This is a genomic window from Pseudonocardia yunnanensis (assembly GCF_039534065.1).
Taxonomy (GTDB): domain Bacteria; phylum Actinomycetota; class Actinomycetes; order Mycobacteriales; family Pseudonocardiaceae; genus Pseudonocardia; species Pseudonocardia yunnanensis.
The window spans coordinates 178,797-199,528 of sequence record NZ_BAAAUS010000004.1 but is presented as its reverse complement, the minus strand read 5'-3'; the positions used below and the strand labels follow the sequence as shown (position 1 = coordinate 199,528).

The 20,732-nt window shown below is 70.2% G+C and carries 18 protein-coding genes; 10 read left to right on the top strand and 8 right to left on the bottom strand.

What is annotated here, in order from left to right; genetic code table 11:
• Positions 1-15 precede the first annotated feature (15 nt).
• On the top strand, positions 16-930 hold the full coding sequence (locus tag ABD743_RS05595) for a 2-hydroxyacid dehydrogenase (RefSeq protein WP_344719507.1): 915 nt from the start codon (positions 16-18) through the stop codon (positions 928-930).
• A gap of 61 nt (positions 931-991) precedes the next feature.
• Positions 992-1,588, top strand: a complete 597-nt coding sequence (locus tag ABD743_RS05590; protein WP_344719506.1) for a DoxX family protein — start codon at positions 992-994, stop codon at positions 1,586-1,588.
• A 66-nt stretch (positions 1,589-1,654) separates the two neighbouring features.
• Here ABD743_RS05590 and ilvD read toward each other — a convergent pair whose 3' ends face one another.
• Both ilvD and ABD743_RS05580 read right to left on the bottom strand, forming a co-directional pair.
• Positions 1,655-3,496 (bottom strand): dihydroxy-acid dehydratase, encoded by a 1,842-nt coding sequence (gene ilvD / locus ABD743_RS05585; RefSeq protein WP_344719505.1) that lies wholly within the window; start codon positions 3,494-3,496, stop codon positions 1,655-1,657.
• Between the two features lie 4 nt (positions 3,497-3,500).
• Positions 3,501-3,914 carry a PH domain-containing protein gene (locus tag ABD743_RS05580; RefSeq protein WP_344719503.1) on the bottom strand — a complete coding sequence of 138 codons (414 nt, stop codon included), beginning with the start codon at positions 3,912-3,914 and terminating at the stop codon, positions 3,501-3,503.
• 142 nt (positions 3,915-4,056) lie between these two features.
• Here ABD743_RS05580 and ABD743_RS05575 point away from each other — a divergent pair, with 142 nt between their 5' ends.
• From ABD743_RS05575 to ilvC, 4 genes are all read left to right on the top strand, one after another.
• Positions 4,057-4,698: a hypothetical protein gene (locus ABD743_RS05575; protein ID WP_344719501.1), complete on the top strand. Its 642-nt coding sequence runs from the start codon at positions 4,057-4,059 to the stop codon at positions 4,696-4,698.
• 256 nt (positions 4,699-4,954) lie between these two features.
• Positions 4,955-6,913, top strand: a complete 1,959-nt coding sequence (locus tag ABD743_RS05570; protein WP_344719498.1) for an acetolactate synthase large subunit — start codon at positions 4,955-4,957, stop codon at positions 6,911-6,913.
• On the top strand, positions 6,913-7,422 hold the full coding sequence (gene ilvN, locus ABD743_RS05565) for an acetolactate synthase small subunit (RefSeq protein WP_241036039.1): 510 nt from the start codon (positions 6,913-6,915) through the stop codon (positions 7,420-7,422). Before ABD743_RS05570 ends, ilvN begins: the two co-directional genes overlap by 1 nt.
• Before the next feature lie 30 nt (positions 7,423-7,452).
• Positions 7,453-8,457 (top strand): ketol-acid reductoisomerase, encoded by a 1,005-nt coding sequence (gene ilvC / locus ABD743_RS05560; RefSeq protein WP_344719496.1) that lies wholly within the window; start codon positions 7,453-7,455, stop codon positions 8,455-8,457.
• A 72-nt stretch (positions 8,458-8,529) separates the two neighbouring features.
• Here the strand turns inward: ilvC and ABD743_RS05555 are convergent, their stop codons facing one another.
• The 4 genes from ABD743_RS05555 to ABD743_RS05540 all read right to left on the bottom strand — a co-directional run bounded on the left by ABD743_RS05555 (position 8,530) and on the right by ABD743_RS05540 (position 12,561).
• A complete protein-coding gene (locus ABD743_RS05555) occupies positions 8,530-10,056 on the bottom strand; it encodes an IPT/TIG domain-containing protein (protein ID WP_344719495.1) in 1,527 nt (508 codons plus the stop codon).
• 328 nt (positions 10,057-10,384) lie between these two features.
• A complete protein-coding gene (locus tag ABD743_RS05550; protein ID WP_344719493.1) occupies positions 10,385-11,122 on the bottom strand; it encodes an IPT/TIG domain-containing protein in 738 nt (245 codons plus the stop codon).
• 448 nt (positions 11,123-11,570) lie between these two features.
• Positions 11,571-12,050, bottom strand: coding sequence for a hypothetical protein (locus ABD743_RS05545; protein WP_344719491.1), 480 nt, complete (start codon positions 12,048-12,050; stop codon positions 11,571-11,573).
• Between the two features lie 73 nt (positions 12,051-12,123).
• On the bottom strand, positions 12,124-12,561 hold the full coding sequence (locus ABD743_RS05540) for a MarR family winged helix-turn-helix transcriptional regulator (protein ID WP_344719490.1): 438 nt from the start codon (positions 12,559-12,561) through the stop codon (positions 12,124-12,126).
• Between the two features lie 281 nt (positions 12,562-12,842).
• On the opposite strand from ABD743_RS05540, the gene serA reads away from it, so the two are divergent.
• On the top strand, positions 12,843-14,450 hold the full coding sequence (gene serA / locus ABD743_RS05535) for a phosphoglycerate dehydrogenase (RefSeq protein WP_344719488.1): 1,608 nt from the start codon (positions 12,843-12,845) through the stop codon (positions 14,448-14,450).
• Between the two features lie 660 nt (positions 14,451-15,110).
• Positions 15,111-16,157 (top strand): 3-isopropylmalate dehydrogenase, encoded by a 1,047-nt coding sequence (locus ABD743_RS05530; RefSeq protein ID WP_344719487.1) that lies wholly within the window; start codon positions 15,111-15,113, stop codon positions 16,155-16,157.
• Between the two features lie 40 nt (positions 16,158-16,197).
• Here the strand turns inward: ABD743_RS05530 and ABD743_RS05525 are convergent, their stop codons facing one another.
• Entirely contained in the window at positions 16,198-16,509 is a 312-nt protein-coding gene (locus tag ABD743_RS05525; protein WP_344719486.1) for an EthD family reductase, read from the bottom strand.
• Positions 16,510-16,806: 297 nt separating this feature from the next.
• On the opposite strand from ABD743_RS05525, the gene cimA reads away from it, so the two are divergent.
• Together cimA and ABD743_RS05515 are read left to right on the top strand one after the other, a co-directional pair.
• Entirely contained in the window at positions 16,807-18,441 is a 1,635-nt protein-coding gene (gene cimA / locus ABD743_RS05520) for a citramalate synthase (protein WP_344719484.1), read from the top strand.
• 73 nt (positions 18,442-18,514) lie between these two features.
• The gene (locus tag ABD743_RS05515) at positions 18,515-19,291 is read left to right on the top strand and encodes a GNAT family N-acetyltransferase (protein ID WP_344719482.1); all 777 of its coding nucleotides are present in this window, start codon (positions 18,515-18,517) and stop codon (positions 19,289-19,291) included.
• A 78-nt stretch (positions 19,292-19,369) separates the two neighbouring features.
• On the opposite strand, the gene ABD743_RS05510 is transcribed toward ABD743_RS05515, so the two are convergent.
• Positions 19,370-20,689: an FAD-dependent oxidoreductase gene (locus ABD743_RS05510; protein WP_344719481.1), complete on the bottom strand. Its 1,320-nt coding sequence runs from the start codon at positions 20,687-20,689 to the stop codon at positions 19,370-19,372.
• Between the last annotated feature and the right edge of the window lie 43 nt (positions 20,690-20,732).

The window sequence follows — 20,732 nt, the reverse complement described above, 5'->3', positions numbered from 1 at the left end:
CATTAGGGTCGGGGCATGGGCGACATCGTTGTTCTGGTTCCGCATGAGGAGGGGATGACCGCTCTCGCCGCCGTCCCCGGCATCACCCCGTTGAGGTACGACGTCGGCAGCGAGCTTCCGGAGGCGGCGGAGACCGCACAGGTGCTCGTTCCCGCCCTCGCGAACGGCGACGGGCTGGCCATGGCGAGGTCGTTGCCGAAGCTGCAGTTGGTGCAGCTCCTGTCGGCGGGTGCGGAGACCTGGGTCGGTCGGCTGCCCGACGGTGTCGCACTCTCCGACTGCCGGGGCGCCCACGGTGGCGCCACGGCGGAGTGGGTCGTCGGGGCCCTCCTGGCGGTCTATCGCGACTTCCCGCGGTTCATCCGGGCGCAGGACGAGGCGCACTGGGACCAACACGCCACGGAGGAGCTGGCCGGGAAGCGGGTTCTCATCCTCGGCGCGGGGGACCTCGCCGAGAACACGGTGCACCGTCTCGCGCCCTTCGACGTCGAGACCACGCTGGTCGGGCGCCGGGCCCGTCCGGGCGTGCACGGCATCGACGAGGTGCTCGACCTGCTACCGCGGCACGACGCCTGTGTGGTGGTCGTGCCCCTCACCGACGAGACCCGCGGGCTCGTCGACGCCGAGTTCCTGGCCGCGATGCCGGACGGGGCGCTGCTGGTCAACGCCGCGCGCGGGTCGGTGGTCGACACCGACGCGCTCACCGCGGAGCTCACGAGCGGACGGCTGCGTGCCGCGCTCGACGTCACCGAGCCCGAGCCCCTGCCCGCCGACCACCCGCTGTGGCGCGCGCCCGGGCTGCTCGTCACGCCGCACGTGGGCGGCAGCGTGCCGAGCACGAGGCGACGCGCCTATGAGGTGGTCGCCGAGCAGCTCGGTGCCTACGTGCGCGGGGAGCAGCCGCCGAACCTTGTGGAGAACGGGTACTGATCCGGGTGAGTGACGAGCCGAGCCGAGTGCGTAACCGGCCCGGCGCGTCTACCCTCCCGGCATGACCGACCGGCCGACGTCGATGCTCCCTGGTCCTGGTAGTTCGTTCGGCGAGCCGGAGGCGAGCACCACGCGTCCGAACCGCAGGCCGTTGGCATGGAACGGCGCCACCGACGTCGGGCTGCTGATCCTTCGGTTCGCCGTGGGCGGCACGTTCTTCGCGCACGGCATGCAGAAGGTGTTCGGGCTGTGGGACGGACCTGGCGTCGCCGAGTTCGGCCGCATGCTCGAGCGCTACGGCTACCAGCAGGCCCCCACCCTGTCGTGGGCCACCGGGATCGCGGAGCTGGTGGCCGGGGCGTTCGTCGTGCTGGGGGTGCTCACGCCGCTCGCGGCAGCCGCGCTGGTCGCCATCAAGATCAACGCGGTGCTGATCAAGATGACGAGCGGTTTCTTCATCACGGCCGCGGGGGCGAACGCCGTGGAGCTGGACGTCGTGCTCGGGCTCGCGGCCGCCGCGCTCGTCCTCACCGGGGCCGGGAGGATCGCGATCGAGAACGGTAGTGCCTGGCACCGGCGGCCGGCCTCGTGGGGCGTGCTGGCGCTGGTGGTCGGCGTGGCCGTGGGTGTGCTGGTGTACGTGTTCCTGCGCGTCTGACTGGGAGTCGGCGGTCAGCCGGAGCCGGCCCGGATGCCACGGCGGCATCCGAGCCGGCCGGAGACGTCAGGGCACCCGGCGAACGGCGCCCGTGTGCGCGCTCGTGGCGAGCGCCGCGTAGGCGCGCAGTGCCTTCGAGACCGGGCGCTCGCGGTCCTTCGGCTGCCACGGCTGCTCGGAAGCGTCCATCTTGGACCGGCGCTCGGCCAGCACCTCGTCGCTGACCTGCACTTCGAGCGTGCGGCTCCGGACGTCGATGAGCACTGTGTCGCCGTCCTCGATCAGGCCGATGACACCGCCTGCAGCGGCCTCGGGAGAGATGTGGCCCACCGAGATGCCGCTCGACCCGCCCGAGAACCGGCCGTCGGTGATCAGGGCGCACTTCGCGCCGAGCCCTGCGCCCTTGAGGAACGCGGTGGGGTGCAGCATCTCCTGCATCCCCGGCCCGCCCGCCGGCCCCTCGTAGCGCACCACGAGCACGTCACCGGGCTGGATCTGCTTGGTGAGGATGACCGACACGGCCTCCTCCTGGCTCTCCACCACGCGGGCGGGGCCGGAGAAGCGCCAGATGTCCTCGGGGATGCCTGCGGTCTTGATCACCGCACCGTCCGGGGCGATGTTGCCGCGCAGCACGGCGAGCCCGCCGTCGGCGGTGTAGGCGTGCTCGGCGTCGCGGATGCAGCCGCCGGCCGCGTCCTTGTCGAGCGACGACCAGCGGTTCTCCGTGGAGAACGCCTCCGTCGTGCGCACCCCGCCCGGGGCCGCGTGGTACAGCTCCACGGCCTTCTCCGACGGTGCCTCCGCCCGGACGTCCCATTCGGACAGCCACTGCCGCAGCGACGGCGAGTGGACCGTGTGGACGTCCTCGTTGAGCAGCCCGGCCCGCCAGAGCTCGCCGAGGATGGCCGGGATTCCACCGGCCCGGTGCACGTCCTCCATGTGGTAGCTGGAGTTCGGCGACACCTTGGCCAGGCAGGGGACCCGGCGCGACAGGGCGTCGATCGCCTCCAGGTCGAAGTCGATCTCGCCCTCCTGCGCGGCGGCGAGGATGTGGAGCACGGTGTTGGTGGAACCACCCATCGCGACGTCGAGCGCCATCGCGTTCTCGAACGCCTTCCGGTTCGCGATCGACCGGGGCAGCACGGAGGCGTCGTCGTCGCCGTACCAGCGCTTCGCGAGCGCCATCACCGTGCGGCCCGCCTCGAGGAACAGCTCGCGCCGCGCGGCGTGCGTGGCCAGCGTGGAGCCGTTGCCGGGCAGCGCGAGGCCGAGGGCCTCGGTGAGGCAGTTCATCGAGTTGGCGGTGAACATCCCGGAGCACGAACCGCAGGTCGGGCAGGCCGAGCGTTCCACGAGCCCGAGCCCGGCGTCGTCCACCTGCGACGACGCCGAGGCGGAGATCGCGGTGATCAGGTCGGTGGGCGCGTGCGCCACCCCGTCGACGACGACGGCCTTGCCTGCCTCCATCGGCCCGCCGGAGACGAACACGGTGGGGATGTTGAGGCGCATCGCGGCGTTGAGCATGCCGGGCGTGATCTTGTCGCAGTTGGAGATGCAGACCAGCGCGTCGGCGGCGTGCCCGTTGACCATGTACTCGACGGCGTCGGCGATCACCTCGCGGCTGGGCAGCGAGTAGAGCATCCCGCCGTGGCCCATCGCGATGCCGTCGTCCACGGCGATGGTGTGGAACTCCCGCGCCACGCCGCCCGCTTCCCGGATCGCCCCCGCCACGAGCTCACCGAGCTCCTTGAGGTGCACGTGGCCGGGCACGAACTGGGTGTAGGAGTTGGCGATGGCGACGATGGGCTTGTCGAAGTCGTCGTCGGTCATGCCGGTGGCGCGCCAGAGCGAACGCGCTCCGGCGGCGTTACGGCCTTGGGTGGTGACGCGGGAACGCAGAGCCGGCATCGGCTCACTCTCCAGCCGGGTCGGGCAGCCTGCCGCCACTGACGGCGGCGAGCTGGGGCAGGTCGCGGACTCCGACGGCGGGGAGCGAGAGCTCGGCGCCGTCGGTCAGCACCGCGCTGACCCCGGCACGACCGCGAATTCGTGAACGATGGCCGAGGCGCAGCGAGCTGATTTCCGGCCACGTTACGCGCCTCCCGCCGACAATCCGGCGGATGGTCACTGCGTCCGGATCGGCCACGGTGCGCACCCGCAGCGTCCAGACGATGATGCCGATCGGTATGAGGTAGAGCAGCCACAGGTACGGGCCCCCCAGCGCCACGGGTGTGGCGCAGAAGGCGAACGCGAGCGCCACCAGGATCGTCAGCGGCGAGGTGCGGAAGACGGCGCGGGGGACGGGATCGGGGCCGGTGGTGCTCACCAGGCCATGGTCTCACCCACCGGGGATCGCCACCTGCGGACCGGGCGGTCGCGGGGACGGCGGGGTGCAGGCGGTGATCGGGCTTGTGCAGACTTCGACCCCACGGTCGGCGACCCACGGTTCGGCAGGAGGCCCGGTAACAGTGCGCACCCTGGCCGTCGCCCGATACGTGGGCGCCGACGTCGTCCGATCCCAGCGGGTTCTGATCCCGGTCGTCGTCTACGGCGTCGTGCTCGCGGTCCTGCTCAGCGACAGCGTCGGTCGCCCGCCTGGCGTGTGGCCCGCGACGGCGCTCGCGCTCTACCCCACCGCAGCATGGCTGACGTTGGTGGTGGCGAACATCGAGGCCCCGGCCCAGCGTCTCGTCACGATGGCGGCGGCGGGCGGGCCGGTCCGGCTGGTGACCGGCACCGTGCTGGTCGCTCTCGCCGCCGACGCCGTGCTCGTCCTGCTCTCCGTGGTGGTGCCGGTGCTGCGGGCGGCCGACCCCTATCCAGCGGAGGCGGTGCTCTCCGGTGTGCTCGTCCACGTCGCCGCGGCCACCACCGGTACCGCGATCGGGGTGCTGTGCGCCCGGCCCCTGGTCACACGCATCGGCTGGTCGTTCCTCCTCGCCGTCAGCGTCGTGACGGTCACGGCCGTACAACCCTGGCTCCCGCCGGTGGGCAGTGCGGTGCGCGCGCTCACGAGCGATGCCCCGCCGCCGTTCGGTGAAGCGCTTCTCGGTCTACTGTTCGTCGCGTCTGCGGCTGCCGTGGCCGCGGCGGCGGACCGGCGGGCGTGACAGGCCGGACGATCCGGACGAGTAAGGCCGGAATCGCCTGGTGGTGTTCCAGTATCTGGTATCACAGTCCCAGGGATTTGACGCCCTCGTGGGCGGACGGCTAGCGTCCCGCCCATGCCAGCCGCCCAGGAGCTCGTACTTATCAGGCGCGTCCACGCCTGAGAGAGCCCTCGGTCGTCGACGCGCCACCCTCGTTCCGCCAGCTGGCGGTCGGGGGTTTTTTCATGTCCGGCCCCAACTCCCGGAGCTGCCGCAGATGACCACCGCAACGCCCCGTTCCGGCTCGGTCCCCGGACCGTCCGGACCGAAGCCGGCGCCGCCGCCGGGCCGCCAGGGTGCCCAGCCCGGCTCGGGCCCCGCCCAGCCGGCGTCGGCGCAGACCGTCCCCGGTCCGCGCTTCGACCGTGTACCGATGACCGGCGCACAGTCGCTCGTCCGCTCGCTCGAGGAGCTGGGCTGCGAGGTCGTATTCGGTATTCCGGGAGGCACGATCCTTCCCGCCTACGACCCGCTGCTCGACTCGACGCGTGTGCGCCACGTGCTCGTGCGTCACGAGCAGGGCGCGGGGCATGCGGCCGAGGGGTATGCGCAGGCCACCGGCAGGGTCGGCGTCTGCATGGCGACGTCGGGGCCGGGTGCCACGAACCTCGTCACGCCGATGGCCGACGCATACATGGACTCGGTCCCGATCGTCGCGATCACCGGCCAGCAGACGCGCGCGCTGATCGGCACCGACGCGTTCCAGGAAGCCGACATCACCGGCATCACCATGCCGGTGACCAAGCACAACGTCCTCGTGAAGGATGCGACGGAGATCCCGCGCGCTATCGCGGAGGCGTTCCACCTGGCATCCACGGGCCGACCGGGCCCGGTCCTGGTGGACATCCCGAAGGACGTGCTGCAGGAGCGCACCACGTTCTCCTGGCCGCCGGAGTTCAAGCTCCCCGGCTACCGGCCCACCACGCGGCCGCACGGCAAGCAGATCCGGGAAGCCGCCAAGCTGATCAGCTCGGCGCAGCGGCCGGTGCTCTACGTCGGCGGCGGTGTTCTCAAGGCGGAGGCCTCGGCCGAGCTGCTGGAGTTGGCGGAGCTCACCAACATCCCGGTGGTCACCACCCTGATGGCCCGCGGCGTCTTCCCGGACAGCCACCGCCAGCACGTCGGGATGCCCGGCATGCACGGCACGGTCACCGCGGTGGCGGCCATGCAGGAGTCCGACCTGCTCGTCGCACTCGGGGCGCGGTTCGACGACCGGGTCACCGGTCATCTCGCGAGCTTCGCGCCCAATGCGGCGGTCGTGCACGCCGACATCGACCCGGCCGAGATCTCCAAGAACCGCCGGGCCGACGTCCCGATCGTCGGGGACGCCAAGGAGGTCATCACCGAGCTCATCGACGCGCTGCGCGTCGAGCGGGCGGAGCGCGGCCAGACCGACCTCACCACGTGGTGGGCGCGGCTCGACGGGCTGCGTTCCACCTACCCGCTGGGCTACGACTGGCCCGCCGACGGCTCGCTGTCGCCCGAGTACGTGATCGAGCGGATCGGCCAGACCGCAGGTCCGGACGCTGTCTACGTGGCGGGGGTCGGGCAGCACCAGATGTGGGCCGCGCAGTTCGTCCGGTACGAGAAGCCGCGCACGTGGCTCAACTCCGGCGGCCTCGGCACCATGGGCTACGCGGTGCCCGCGGCGATGGGCGCGAAGATGGGCCGCCCGGACACGGTGGTGTGGGCGATCGACGGCGACGGCTGCTTCCAGATGACCAACCAGGAGCTCGCCACCTGCGTGCTCGAGGGCATTCCGATCAAGGTCGCCATCATCAACAACGGCAACCTCGGCATGATCAGGCAGTGGCAGACGCTCTTCTATTCGGAGCGCTACTCCCAGAGCGACCTCGGCACGCACAAGCACCGCATCCCCGACTTCCTGCTGCTCGCCGAGGCGATGGGCTGCGTCGGGCTGCGTGCGGAGTCCAAGGACGAGGTCGACGCCGTCATCCAGCAGGCCATGGAGATCAACGACCGACCGGTTGTGATCGACTTCGTGGTCGGAGCCGACGCCCAGGTGTGGCCCATGGTCGCAGCGGGCACCGGCAACTCCGAGATCATGGCGGCCCGCAACATCCGGCCGTTGTTCGACACCGACGAGATCGTCGCTGACGACGCCGGCACCGGCGCCGTCACGGCGGAGGCAATGAGGCAGGGTGAGGAAGAGTGATCGAACGGCACACCCTGTCGGTGCTCGTCGAGGACAAGCCGGGGGTGCTGGCCCGGATCTCGGGCCTGTTCTCCCGGCGCGGTTTCAACATCGAGTCGCTCGCCGTGGGACCCACCGAGCACCCGGACATCTCGCGGATGACGATCGTCGTTGCCGTCGACGAATTTCCGCTCGAGCAGGTCACCAAGCAGCTCAACAAGCTCGTGCACGTGATCAAGATCGTGGAGCTGGAGCCGGCCGCATCCGTCCAGCGCGAACTTCTGTTGGTCAAGGTGCGCGCCGACCCCGGCGTGCGCAGCCAGGTGCTCGAGATCGTCAACCTGTTCCGCGCGAAGGCGGTGGACGTGACACCGGAGGCACTGACGATCGAGGCCACCGGAACCGCTGAGAAGCTGAGCGCGCTGCTCAAGAACCTCGAGCCCTTCGGCATCCGCGAGATGGTGCAGTCGGGGATGGTGGCCGTCGGCCGCGGTCCCCGCTCGATCACCGCCGCCGCTGCCATTCGTTAGCCACGATCCGAGAGGAACACTTCACCCGTTATGGCCGTGAACATCTACTACGACGACGACGCCGATCTGTCGATCATCCAGGGCCGCAAGGTCGCGGTGATCGGCTACGGCAGCCAGGGTCACGCGCACGCCCTGTCGCTGCGTGACTCCGGCGTCGACGTCCGGATCGGGCTCCCGGAGGGCTCCAAGTCGCGGCAGAAGGCTGCCGACGAGGGGCTCCGGGTCGTCACGCCTGCCGAGGCGTCCGCCGAAGCCGACGTGATCATGATCCTGGCGCCCGACACCAAGCAGCGCTTCATCTACGCCGACGACATCGCGCCGAACCTGAAGCCGGGCGACGCCATCTTCTTCGGCCACGGCTTCAACATCCGCTACGAGCTGATCAAGCCCCCGGCCGATGTCGACGTCGCCATGGTCGCGCCGAAGGGCCCGGGTCACCTCGTGCGCCGCCAGTTCATCGACGGCAAGGGTGTGCCGTGCCTCATCGCGGTGGAGCAGGACCCCACCGGCAACGCGAAGGCCCTCGCCCTCTCCTACGCCGCGGCCATCGGCGGCGCCCGCGCGGGTGTCATCGAGACCACGTTCAAGGAGGAGACCGAGACCGACCTGTTCGGTGAGCAGGCCGTTCTCTGCGGTGGCGCCGCTGCGCTCGTCCAGACGGGCTTCGAGGTGCTCACTGAGGCCGGCTATGCGCCGGAGATCGCGTACTTCGAGTGTCTGCACGAGCTCAAGCTGATCGTCGACCTCATGTACGAGGGCGGCATCGCGAATGAGCGCTTCTCGATCTCCGACACCGCCGAGTACGGCGACCTCACCCGCGGTCCACGCGTCATCACGCCCGCGGTGAAGGACGAGATGCGCAAGATCCTCGCCGAGATCCAGGACGGGCGTTTTGCGCAGGAGTGGGTGGCCGAGGACGAGGCCGGCCGCCCGAACTTCACCCGTCTCCAGAAGGAGGGCGCGGAGCACCCGATCGAGCAGGTCGGCGAGAAGCTCCGCGGCCTGATGAGCTGGGTGGGCTCGAAGGCCACCTGAGCCTCACGCTCAGAGCCACGAACGGCACTCTCGCCCGATGAGTCGGAGCGAGAGTGCCGTTCCTGCTTCCGGTCAGATCTCCGGCGGTGGCACGTACTCGTACGGCAGTCCGTTGCTGACGCCTCCCGGCGTCGTGACCGTCACCTGGACCGTGCCTGTACCCGCTGGTGCTGTCGCAACGATCTGGCTGTCGGACAGCACCGTGAACGCAGCCGGGTTGGCTCCGAACTGCACCGCACTGGTGAAGGTCAATCCGGCACCGCTGATGGTTACCGACGTCCCACCGGCCTGCGGGCCCGCGTTCGGCGCCAATGTGGTGATCACAGGAGCAGCAACGTAGGCGTACGGGGAACCGGTGCTCGTACCGCCCGGGGCCGTGACGACGACATCCGCCGTACCAGGCGCGTGCGCCGGCGCGGTCGCCGTGATCTGGGTGTCCGAGTCCACGGTGAACGCGGTGGCGAGTGTGCCACCGAAGGTCACCGAGGTGGCCCCCGCGAACCCGGTGCCGGTGATCGTCACGACCGTGCCACCTGAAGCGGGCCCCTGATCAGGGGACAGCCCCGTGATCACAGGAGCGTTCAGGTAGAAGAACGCCACGTTGTTGTTGCTGCTTCCGCTTGGTGTGGTGACCACGACGGGAGCCGTGCCGGCCGCGTGCACCGGTGTGGTCGCGGTGATCTGAGTGGCGGAGTTGACCATGAAGCTGGTGGCCGGTGTTCCGCCGAAGGTCACCGCGGTGGCGCCGGTGAACCCCGAGCCGGTGATCGTCACGACCGTTCCACCGGTCGTGGGTCCGGACGACGGGACGACGCTGGACACGATCGGACCCGCGGGCGCCTGGTAGGCGAAGTTCGCCGGGTTGCTCGTGCCACCAGGCCCGGTCACCGTCACCTGGACGACACCCGCTGCGTGAGCAGGTGTCGTGGCGGTGATCTGGGTGGCGGAGTTGACCGTGAAGGTGGTGGCCGGTGTTCCGCCGAAACTCACTGCGGTGGCGCCGGTGAACCCGGAGCCGGTGATCGTCACGATCGTTCCACCGGTGGTGGGTCCGGCAGATGGGACGATGCTGGTGATCACGGGCGCGGCGGGCGCCTGGTAGGCGAAGGTCACGGCGTTGCTGGTCCCGGTGGGCGCCGTGACGGTGACCTGGACGGCTCCTGCGGCGTGCGCGGGTGTGGTGGCGGTGATCTGGGTGGCGGAGTTGACCGTGAACGTGGTGGCCGGCGTGCCGCCGAAACTCACTGCGGTGGCGCCGGTGAACCCGGAGCCGGTGATCGTGACGACGGTGCCACCGGTGGTGGGACCTGACGACGGGGCGATGCTGGTGATGGTGGGTGGCGTGGTGGTGCCCTGGTAGATGATGTTCACGGGGTTGCTGGTGCCGGTGGGCCCGGTCACGGTGACCGCGGCTATGCCCGCGGCGCGCGCGGGTGTGGTGGCGGTGATCTGGGTGTCGGAATTGACCGTGAACGTGGTGGCAGGCGTGCCGCCGAAGCTGACGGCGGTGGCGCCGATGAATCCGGAGCCGGTGATCGTGACGACGGTGCCACCGGTGGTGGGGACGATTGACGGGACGACGGTCAATACCGTAGGCATGAGTGCCTCACTGGGCTGGCGGCGCCCGAAGGCACCATGGCTTCGCTGGTCACGATTCCTTTTCTCCCACGATTCGTGTGCTTGGTTCTTATCGCACTGAGGTGTGGTGGGCGTCCAGCACCCACGCCGCGGCCGTGCAGAAGCCGCGGAGTGGACCTGAGAACGTTTACTCACCGGTTGGTGTCGGTACCTGACCTCCATGGTTCGTTCAATTCGCGTACAAGTGGATCCATCGGCCGGAATCGGCACGGCGACGCAGCCCTGAGGGCGGCGGGGAATCGAGGGGCCGCCGCTGAGTGTGCGGCGCCCCCTCGATTCATCACGTGCCTCAGATTCCAGGCCCTGCGACGTAGGTGAATCCGCCTGCCAAGGTGGCGCTGCCACCCGTGGTCGTCACCACCACATCGACGGCCCCGGCGGTTCCGGCCGGTGTGACCGCGCTGACCTCCGTGTCGTTGATGACGACGAAGCTGGCCGGGACGCCGTCGAATGTCACCGAGTTGGTGGTCGTGAGACCGGTGCCGGTGATGGTGACGCCGGTGCCGCCCGCCGTCGGGCCCGCGTCAGGGTCGATGTCCGTGACGGTCGGTGCGACCACGTACTGGTAGAACAGGCCGTTGGTGCTGCCGCCCGGGGTCACCACCGTGACGGCCACCGAGCCGGTCCCGGCGGGAACCGTCACCACGATCGAGCCGGAGTTGTTGCTGGTGATCGTCGCGGCATTGGCCCCGAAGGTGACCGACGTGGCGCCATTCAGGTTGGCGCCGGTGATCGTGACGGAGTTGCCGCCGGCTTCGGCGCCCGAGGTCTGGCTGAGGCTGAACTTGGTGGGCGGCTCGAGGTAGAAGAAGGACAGCGGATTGCTGGTGCCGCCCGGAGTGGTGACGGTGACGCCCACGGCGCCGTGACCGGCCGGGCTGGTCACGTTGACCGAGGTCGGCGTGTTACCCGTGATCGTCCCCGGGTTCGTGCCGAAACGGACCGCGCTCGCATTTGCGAGGTTGGTACCGGTGATCACCACGGCTGTGCCTCCGGCACTGGAGCCCTGGTTGGGGGAAATGGGCATGGAAAAACCCTCGCTTCAACCGCTGGGATTAGGAATTCGCCGAACGGGAGAACGTGTCTCGAGAAATTGGGCAACGAGAAGAGAGTCGCCGAACTCTTGGACAGTCCTGTCTGCGGCAGGCGAAACTCTACCGGGTGAATCAAGCGCTAAGAAGGAGCAGGGCGGAATACAACTATTCGGCGCAAGGTGATCATTTCTGCGCACGCACGGTTCGGGGGTGTTCAGCCGAACGGCGTAGTCGAGGGCGGCCGGATGACCTGGCGGAAAGTTTCGATCACCGCCCGTGCTGGTGTCCTGGCAAATGTGCCTGACATTTTGTCGGCGAAACAGTAGGAACCCGTTTCAAGTGTGGCAGCGGGCAGTTTCGTGCAACGGCACGACCCGTTTCGACAGATCGTGCAGATGCTCGTGCAAATCGCGTTTCCGTGGTGGCCGGCCGCGCCTCGTGTCAGGCGGAGGTTCCCGGGCGCACGATCATCAGGACGACGACGATCGCCCACAGCAGGTTGTAGATCCCAGCGGTCATGCTCAGCTTGCGCAGTCGTGCGCCGTCGTCGGGATCGGCGAGCGCGTCGCGTTGCCCTGGGTAGATCTGCAATGCCAGCAGCAGTCCCGCCCCCGCGGTCAGAAGCATCGAGATCATGATCCAGATCTCTGTCATGCGTCCCTGCGCGATGGCGAGCGCGATTCCCACGGCGGGGACCACGATCCCGAAGATGCCGTAGACGCGCGTGATGCGGTGCAGCGCGAGCGCGACGGCGCGGCTGCGCTCACCTGAACCCTCTGGCGCGCTCTCGCCTGCCGCCGCCCCGACGCCGACCGACGCCAGGACGGGCGCGTAGCGCGGGAAGAGGCTCGTGGCCACGGCCGACCCCCCGACGAAGACGATGCCCGCGAGCACGTGCACCGACAGCAGTAGACCTTCCATCCATCCCCCCAGATCACCTTCAGCTTTCCTGAAGGCTAGCAGGAGCTTCAGGAAGGCTGAAGCTGCGGCGGAATCAGCCTCCGAACGCGGTGCGCACGGCGTCGCCGACCTGGCGGAGGACGGGGTCGGCTCCGGCGCCGAACAACCGGCCGTCCACGTCGGACACCGCGTCCATCGCCTGCTCGAGCAGCCGGGAGCCGGCCGGCGTGAGCTCGATGGTGGAAGCGGCTCCGGCGCGCGCGGTGTTGTCCCGCACGAGCCCCGCGCCTGCCAACGTCTTCACGGCCGCGTGGATGCTCTGAACGCTGATCCCCGACATCCGCGACAGATCGCTGAACGATGCCCCGGGCACCCCGGCGATGTGGCCGAGGAGGCCGAGCCTGCTGACCGTCAGCCCGAGCGGCGCGAGGGCGGCGCCCAGCTCGGACTCGATCCGGTGCGCCAGCGTGAGCAGCACGATCGACGTGCTGGTCGGCGGCGGAGCCGGACGGGCGTCGTTCTCCGTGGTCACGTGTCCAGTCTTCAACACCGCCTCGGGCCCTCCCGTGACGCTGTGCAGCCCTGACTCCGCGCGTCGGGTTCGAGGGGCGGCGCAGAACAGACGATCGCGCGCCGCACGATCCACCCGTTCGTGTCTCATGACCGACTCGATTGCTCCATCGGTAGGACCGGACGAGTGAGACGTTCCCCCGTTCATCCTGTTGCGCGGCCCACGCCGCAGCACCTTGGGTGCCGTGCCGCATCTACCATCGGAACTGTCCCAGCCGTCGATTCGGGGAGCACACAACCGCCGTGAGCACCGCAGCCACCCGCCCCGTCGTCCTGATCGCCGAGAAGCTCGCGCCGTCCGCGATCGCGTGTCTGGGCGACGAGGTCGAGATCCGCAGCGTGGACGGCACCGATCGCCCCGCGCTGCTGAGTGCCATCTCCGGCGCCGACGCGCTCCTCGTACGTTCGGCCACCAAGGTCGACGCCGAAGCGCTCGCCGCCTCCACCCGACTCAAGGTCGTGGCCCGGGCAGGCGTCGGACTGGACAATGTGGACGTCCCCGCCGCCACCGCCCGCGGCGTCATGGTCGTCAACGCGCCCACGTCCAACATCGTCTCCGCCGCGGAGCACGCCGTCGCGCTGCTGTTGGCCGCCGCCCGCCGGATCCCCGCGGCCGACGCCAGCCTGCGTGCCGGGCAGTGGAAGCGCAGCTCGTACACCGGTGTCGAGCTCAACGGCAAGCTCGTCGGCATCGTCGGGCTGGGCAAGATCGGCCAGCTCGTGGCCCAGCGCCTCGCCGCGTTCGGTGTCGAGCTGATCGCCTACGACCCCTACGTCGCGCCGGCCCGCGCCGCGCAGCTCGGCATCGAGCTCGCGAGCCTCGAGGATCTGCTGCGGCGCGCCGACGCCATCTCGATCCACCTGCCGAAGACCGCCGAGACGCTCGGGCTCATCGGCAAGGACCAGCTCGCGATGACGAAGCCGGGCGTGATCATCGTCAACGCAGCGCGCGGCGGCCTGGTCGACGAGGACGCACTGGCCGATGCCGTGCGCAGCGGCCACGTCGGCGCGGCGGGCATCGACGTGTACGTCACCGAGCCCACCACCTCGAGCCCGCTGTTCGAGCTGCCGCAGGTGGTCGTCACCCCGCACCTGGGCGCGTCCACCGACGAGGCGCAGGACCGGGCGGGCACCGACGTCGCCCGCTCCGTGCAGCTGGCGCTGGCCGGTGAGTTCGTGCCGGATGCGGTCAACGTGCAGGTCCGCGGTGTGGTCGGCGAGGAGGTCCGGCCGTGGCTGCCGCTCACGCAGAAGCTCGGCACGGTGCTGCACGCCGTTGCGGGCCGGCTGCCGAGCTCGGTCACGGTGGACGTCGCCGGTGAGCTGGCGTCCGAGGATGTCTCCGTGCTGGCGCTGGCCGCGCTGCGCGGCGTCTTCACCCACGTCGTCGAGGACCAGGTCACGTTCGTCAACGTGCCGAGCATCGCCGCTGAGCGCGGTGTGGAGGTCGAGGTGACCACCGCGCCGGAGAGCGAGAACCACCGCAGCGTCGTGCAGCTGCGCGCCGCCATGCCCGACGGTGCAGCGGTCACGGTGTCCGGCACGCTCACCGGGCGCTCCCAGGTGGAGAAGCTCGTCGAGGTCAACGGACGCCACTTCGACCTGCGGGCCGAGGGCGACGTGCTGCTCCTGGAGTACGCCGACCGTCCCGGCGTGATGGGCCGGGTCGGCTCGCTTCTCGGCGAGGCCGCCGTGAACATCGAGGCAGCTCAGATCAGCCAGACCACCGACGGCACCGACGCGATCATGCTGCTGCGTGTCGACCGTCCGGTCGACCCCGGTGTGCTGGAGCCGATCGGAGCCTCGGTGGGTGCGCGCACCACGCGGCTGATCTCCTTCGAGAGCGACTGATCCCTCCGGGGCCTCGCCCCGGACCGTGACGACCGGTCGCCCGCGCGGCGATCGCTCTCATCGGATCCGGTGTCGCACCGGCGCCGGATCGGTCACCAGCGGCGATCGCCGAACCGTTCACCCGCCGCGGCTTCGCAACCGCGAACCGCGGCGGGTCGTAGCGGCTCCTGCCGCCCGTCCGGTGTGCGGCAACCCTTGCCGACCTCGCCGAAGACGGCCCCCTGGCAGCACGGTCAGGGTGTCGATGCCTGCCCTTCGGCGGTTCGTCGTCGTGGCCGTGTGCGGCGCCGGTAGCGGCCCCGATGGGAATCAGCGGCACTCTGCGCGCCGGCGGCGTGGCGCGCCCGTGATGGCGGTGAGCAGTTCCTCGAGGGCGAACGGGTGAAGCTCTCTGACCTGCGATAACACGACCGGGGCAGCGCCGGCGCCGACGTGGTGGATGGCTGCGTCCGGGGGTTGCGCGATGCCCAGCATCTGGGCGGGGCAGAATGGCCCGCATGGGGGCGTGTCGCGTCGGGAGCGATTCCGACAACGTCGCTTCCGCATCAGTTCCACCCTATGGGGTGACCCCGATCGGATGGCGGAAAGCATAGCGGTCCCGTTGCAGCGGGTAACGTGCGCCCGGCTGCTTCGGGGTCAACTGGAGAGAGGACATCGGTAATGCGCCTTGCGGTCATTCCCGGAGACGGCATCGGGCCGGAGGTCATCGACGAGGCGCTGAAGGTCCTTGGCGAGGTCGAGCCCGGTGCGGAGACCACGACCTACGACCTGGGCGCCGCCCGGTGGCATTCCACGGGCGAGCTGCTGCCGGAGTCCGTCCTCACGGAGCTGCAGGCACACGATGCGATCCTGCTCGGCGCTGTGGGTGACCCATCCGTGCCGAGCGGCATCCTCGAGCGTGGGCTCCTGCTGCGGCTGCGTTTCGAGCTCGACCACCACGTGAACCTGCGGCCCGCCCGGCTCTACCCGGGCGTGCGCGGCCCGCTGGCGTCCCACAGCGAGATCGACCTGCTGGTGGTGCGTGAGGGCACCGAGGGGCCGTACGTCGGCACCGGTGGCCTGCTCCGCAAGGACACTCCTCAGGAGATCGCCACCGAGGTCAGCGTCAACACGGCCTTCGGTGTGGAGCGCGTGGTCCGCGACGCCTTCGCCCGCGCCTCCCGCCGCACGCGCAAGCACCTCACGCTCGTGCACAAGACCAACGTGCTGAGCTACTCGGGACGGCTGTGGTCGCGGCTGGTGGAGGAGGTCTCGCTCGAGCACCCCGAGGTCAGCGTGGCTTACCAGCACATCGACGCCACCACGATCCACCTGGTCACCGACCCCGGCCGGTTCGACGTGATCGTCACCGACAACCTCTTCGGCGACATCCTCACCGACCTGGCCGCCGCCGTGACCGGTGGCATCGGGCTCGCCGCGAGCGGCAACCTCGACGTGAGCCGCCGCAACCCGAGCATGTTCGAGCCGGTGCACGGCAGCGCTCCCGACATCGCCGGGCAGGGCATCGCCGACCCCACCGCCGCCGTGCTGTCCGTGGCGCTGCTGCTCGACCACCTCGGCAACCGCGACGCGGCCCGGCGCATCGAGGCTGCGGTGGCGTTCGATCTCGCCACCCGCGACCACAGCGCCACCGGCCATACGCAGTCGATCGGTGACCGCCTCGCAGCGCTCGTGAGCTCACACGCCGCGGCCCCGTCCACGAGCTGAGACGGTCCGGCCGGGGCCGAGGCGTGCTGCGGGGATCCGGTCAGACGAGCGTCTGGCCCTTCCCTGCCAGCGTGGTCGCGCCTGCGCCCGCGAAGTTCGCCATGTCCGCCACCGCGGCCTGACCCTCCGGGCTGCCCATCGCGTTGCCCAGTGCCACCTCATCGTCGAACTCGAGCACCGCGATGAGGTAGTAAGCGGGTGCGTTCCCGTACGCGTCGGGTCCGGGCCTGGTCACCGTGAACCGGCGCAGGCCGGGCATCTTCATGGCGAGCGGGGCGTGCACGTCGTCGTAGTGCCGGTCGAAGGCGCCCTGGTCCTCGGGGTGGTTGTAGAGCACGGTGAGCTGGAGCATCGTTGGCCCTCTCGTGATCGGCCCGCCTGCCTGTGCCGACGGGCTCGACACCAATCACTAGCCGACGCGCGATCGTGTGAACACCATCTCTCCCACGATCTGGGAACGCGGTGTGACGTCTCCGGAAGGGGCGTGCAACACTCGTCGACGTGCAGCACCTCTACGTGATCATTATCGACAGGCGCGTCGGCTAACCAGCACCACAGCCGACGCGCAGACCTCTCGCATTCGCGGGGGGTCTTTTTTGTTGCCCGATGAATTCCTGATCACGTCCGACCCACTTCCAGGAGCCCCCGGATGTCCCGCACAGAACCGGCCGGAACACCGCTCGGAGACGCGTTCCACGTCTACGACACGACGCTGCGCGACGGCGCTCAGCGCGAGGGCATCAGCTACTCCATCGCCGACAAGCTCGCCGTCGCCCGGCATCTGGACGCGCTCGGAGTGGGGTTCATCGAAGGGGGCTGGCCGGGTGCACTGCCGAAGGACACCGAGTTCTTCGCCCGTGCCGCTGCGGGTGAGCTGGAACTGCGGCACGCGGTGCTCGTGGCGTTCGGCTCTACCCGGCGCGCCGGGACGACCGCTGCGGGAGATCCGCAGGTCAGGGCCCTTCTGGACAGTGCTGCGCCCGTCGTCACGCTGGTGGCGAAGTCGGATCGCCGCCACATCGAGCGGGCCCTGCGCACCGACGTGGCCGAGAACTGCGCGATGGTGGCCGACACGGTGGCGTTCCTCCGTGGCGAGGGCCGCCGGGTGTTCCTCGACGCCGAGCACTTCTTCGACGGCTACCGCTTCGATCCGGACACCGCGCTGCGGGTGCTGGATGCCGCGGTCGGCGCGGGTGCGGACGTCGCGGTGCTGTGCGACACGAACGGCGGCATGCTCCCTCTGGGCATCGCCGAGGTGGTGACCGAGGTGGCCGGGCGCACCGGCTTCCGCCTCGGGATCCACTGCCAGGACGACACGGGCTCCGCGGTGGCCAGCTCGGTCACCGCGGTGCAGGCCGGCGCGACGCACGTGCAGTGCACCGCGAACGGCTACGGCGAGCGGACCGGCAATGCCGACCTGTTCGCCGTCGTCGGGAACCTGGTGACCAAGCTGGACATGCCCGTCCTACCGGACGGCGTGTTCGGCGAGCTGACCCGCACCTCGCACGCGTTGGCGGAGATCGCCAACATCGCTCCCGACACCCACCAGGCCTATGTCGGGACGTCAGCGTTCGCTCACAAGGCGGGCCTGCACGCGAGTGCGATCAAGGTGGACCCGGAGCTGTACAACCACATGGACCCTGCGGTTGTCGGCAACGGGCAGCGGGTGCTGGTCACCGAGATGGCCGGCCGGGCCAGCGTCGAGCTCAAGGGTGCTGAGCTCGGACTGGACCTGGCCGGCCACCCCGAGGCGGTGTCGTCGCTCGTGGCGACCGTGAAGGAGCGCGAGGCGGAGGGTTGGTCGTTCGAAGCCGCCGACGCCTCCCTGGAGCTGCTCATGCGTTCCGCCGTGGGCGGCACGGAGGCGGTGCCGTTCGCCCTCGAGTCCTATCGCGTGATCGTCGAGCACGGCGCCGACGGCAGCGTGCTCGCCGAGGCGACGGTACGGGTCGTTCTGGCCGACGGGGAGCGGCTGATCGCCACCGCGGAAGGCAACGGGCCGGTCAACGCGCTCGACGCGGCGCTGCGGGCCGCGCTCACGCCGACGTGCCCGTGGCTCTCGGACGTGGAGCTGTCCGACTACAAGGTCCGCATCCTCACCACGGGCCGTTCGCAGAGCTACGGCACCGACGCGGTGACGCGGGTGCTGCTCGAGTCCACCGGCAACGCCGGCTCGTGGACCACCGTGGGCGTGCACAGCAACGTCGTCGAGGCGTCGTGGCTCGCCCTCGTCGACGCGCTGGCGTACGCGGCGTTGGGCGCCCCCGTCGGAGCCCGAACCTGACCACAGGAGGGTGCTGAACAACTCCGCCAGTAGGGCCGAGTTGTTCAGCGCACCCCTAGGGCAGGATCAGCGCGTGGACGACGTGCTGCGGCGGATCGACCGGTTCTGCGACGAGGTCCCGCGGCATTGGGCCATGGCGTCCGACGACGGTCCGTTACGTCTCTTCGTCCGCAACCGCTCGGGATCCGGCTGGCCGTTCTACGCGCGCCCGATCCCCGGTGGCCCGCAGGTCACCGCGGAGGACATCGAGCGGGTGCGGGCACGCCAGCGGGGGCTCCGCGTGCCGGAGGCGTTCGAGTGGGTCGCCGACACGACCCCGTCGATGGCGGACGCTGCCCGCGATGCGGGCCTGCCGGTGACGATCTGTCCGCTGCTCGTGCTGAACAGCGACCCGATCGCCCCCTCGCTCCCGCCCGGCTACTCGGCCCGCTTGCTCGGACCGGCCGATGGTGATCTGCAGGCGGCGGCACACGCCGTGCTGACCGTTGCGGCTGCGGCCTTCAAGGCCCCGCCTCCCGGACCGCCGGTGGGCGCCGCCCTTGCCGAGCTCCAGGCCGACCTCGCGGCCGGGGCGATCGCGCGAGCGCTGGTCACGGGCCCGGGCGGACCGGTCGCTGCGGGATCGGTGCAACGGGTCGGGGACGTGGTCGAGCTGGTCGGGATCGGCACCGTGGCGGCCGCGCGCGGTCAGGGGCTCGGTGCCGCCGTCACGGCGCTGCTGGCCGCCGCCGCCCGGAACGCGGGTGCGGAGGTGGTGTTCCTCGCCGCGGGCGACGAGGCCGCCACACGCGTCTATGAGCGCGTGGGCTTCCGGCGGGTAGGCGAGTGCGGAATGGCGGAAGCCACCTGACAGAGCCCTGTCATCGAACGAGAGTGCCGTGCGTCCCGACTTAGTGGACGGACGTGCCGTTCGTTCGGAATGCCCGAATCAGGCGGCGGGTTGCGGCGAGCGTCGGGCCCACTCCGGTGCATGCTCCGGCAGCGGACCGATCGCGATGAGCCGCGCCGGCACACCCTGCAGTGCCGGGAAGCGTTGCAACATGCTCAGCGGGAACGGAACCTCGCTGCCTGCGGCGGCAGGTGTGCCGTCTCCGTCGCGGTCGAACATGCCGGACGCCCCCTGTGACTGTGGCGAGCTTGCGGTGGGCTGGGCGACGCGCTCGCCGAGGATCCCGCGGTGTGCCGCGCGCTGAGCTCCCTGAATCAGCGCGGTGGCCCACCAGCGGCGAAGCTGCACCCGGCGCAGTAGGGCAGGCGGCACGATGCCGCCGGAGCGCAGCGCGGGCGCGAGCAGCCGGGCGGTGGCCACCGCGTCGGCGACAGCGAGATTGATGCCCACCCCGCCGACCGGTGACATCGCGTGTGCCGCGTCGCCGATCAACAGCAGGCCGTCGCGGTACCAGCGGCGCAGGCGGTCGAGCTTGACGTCGAGCAGCTTCACGTCGTCGAACGACGTGAGCGCGTCCGCCCGGTCGCCCAGCCATGGCAGCAGCCCCGTGATCCGTGCGCGGAACTGCGCGATCCCGGCCGCACGCATCTCCGCGTCGCTGCCCTTGCGGATCAGGTAGGCGCACTGCCAGTAGTCGCCGCGGTCGATCATCACCGCGAACTCCCCGGTGCCGACACGGCCCACACCGCCGTCGGGATCGCCGGCGTGGCGCGGCAGCCGGAACCACCACACGTCCATCGGCACGCCGAACGAGCGTGGCCGCATCCCGGCCGCTGCCCGGACCGCGGACGCCCGCCCGTCGCAGCCGACGGTGAGGCCTGCCCGGATCTCGTGCTCGGTGCCGTCTGTGCGGTCGCGGTAGCGCACACCGGCCACACGCCCGCCGTCGTACAGCAGATCCACGACCTCGGCGTTGCGGCGCAGTGTGAAGGTGGGCTCGGCCTCCGCCGCGTCGGCGACGAGATCGAGGAAGTCCCACTGCGGCACCATCGCGATGTGCTGGTGGGCGCCGGGCAGCCGGCGCAGGTCGGCCACCTGCGCGCTGCAGCCGTCCAGCTGCACCTGCATGCGGTTGATCCGCTGCTGGGGCAGGGCCGCGAACCGCTGCCCGAGACCCAGCTCGTCGAGCAGGGTAAGCGTGGATGCGTGCACGGTGTCGCCGCGGAAGTCACGCAGGAAGTCGGGGTGTTTCTCCAGAACCGTGACCTCGACCCCGGCCCGAGCGATGAGTAGACCGAGTACCAGCCCGGCTGGGCCGCCACCGACGACGAGGCAGGTCGTGCGCTCGTTACTCAACATGCGTTGAATTCTAGGCGCAGCGGGCCGAGAAGGCCAGGTGTCC

What these genes read in the sequence shown, in the direction of transcription:
- ABD743_RS05595 (WP_344719507.1), top strand. Translation starts at nt 16, where the DNA reads ATGGGCGACATCGTTGTTCTGGTTCCGCATGAGGAGGGGATGACCGCT.
- ABD743_RS05590 (WP_344719506.1), top strand. Translation starts at nt 992, where the DNA reads ATGACCGACCGGCCGACGTCGATGCTCCCTGGTCCTGGTAGTTCGTTC.
- ilvD (WP_344719505.1), bottom strand. Translation starts at nt 3,496, where the DNA reads ATGCCGGCTCTGCGTTCCCGCGTCACCACCCAAGGCCGTAACGCCGCC.
- ABD743_RS05570 (WP_344719498.1), top strand. Translation starts at nt 4,955, where the DNA reads ATGACCACCGCAACGCCCCGTTCCGGCTCGGTCCCCGGACCGTCCGGA.
- ilvC (WP_344719496.1), top strand. Translation starts at nt 7,453, where the DNA reads ATGGCCGTGAACATCTACTACGACGACGACGCCGATCTGTCGATCATC.
- ABD743_RS05555 (WP_344719495.1), bottom strand. Translation starts at nt 10,056, where the DNA reads ATGCCTACGGTATTGACCGTCGTCCCGTCAATCGTCCCCACCACCGGT.
- ABD743_RS05550 (WP_344719493.1), bottom strand. Translation starts at nt 11,122, where the DNA reads ATGCCCATTTCCCCCAACCAGGGCTCCAGTGCCGGAGGCACAGCCGTG.
- ABD743_RS05545 (WP_344719491.1), bottom strand. Translation starts at nt 12,050, where the DNA reads ATGGAAGGTCTACTGCTGTCGGTGCACGTGCTCGCGGGCATCGTCTTC.
- ABD743_RS05530 (WP_344719487.1), top strand. Translation starts at nt 15,111, where the DNA reads ATGCGCCTTGCGGTCATTCCCGGAGACGGCATCGGGCCGGAGGTCATC.
- ABD743_RS05525 (WP_344719486.1), bottom strand. Translation starts at nt 16,509, where the DNA reads ATGCTCCAGCTCACCGTGCTCTACAACCACCCCGAGGACCAGGGCGCC.
- cimA (WP_344719484.1), top strand. Translation starts at nt 16,807, where the DNA reads ATGTCCCGCACAGAACCGGCCGGAACACCGCTCGGAGACGCGTTCCAC.
- ABD743_RS05510 (WP_344719481.1), bottom strand. Translation starts at nt 20,689, where the DNA reads ATGTTGAGTAACGAGCGCACGACCTGCCTCGTCGTCGGTGGCGGCCCA.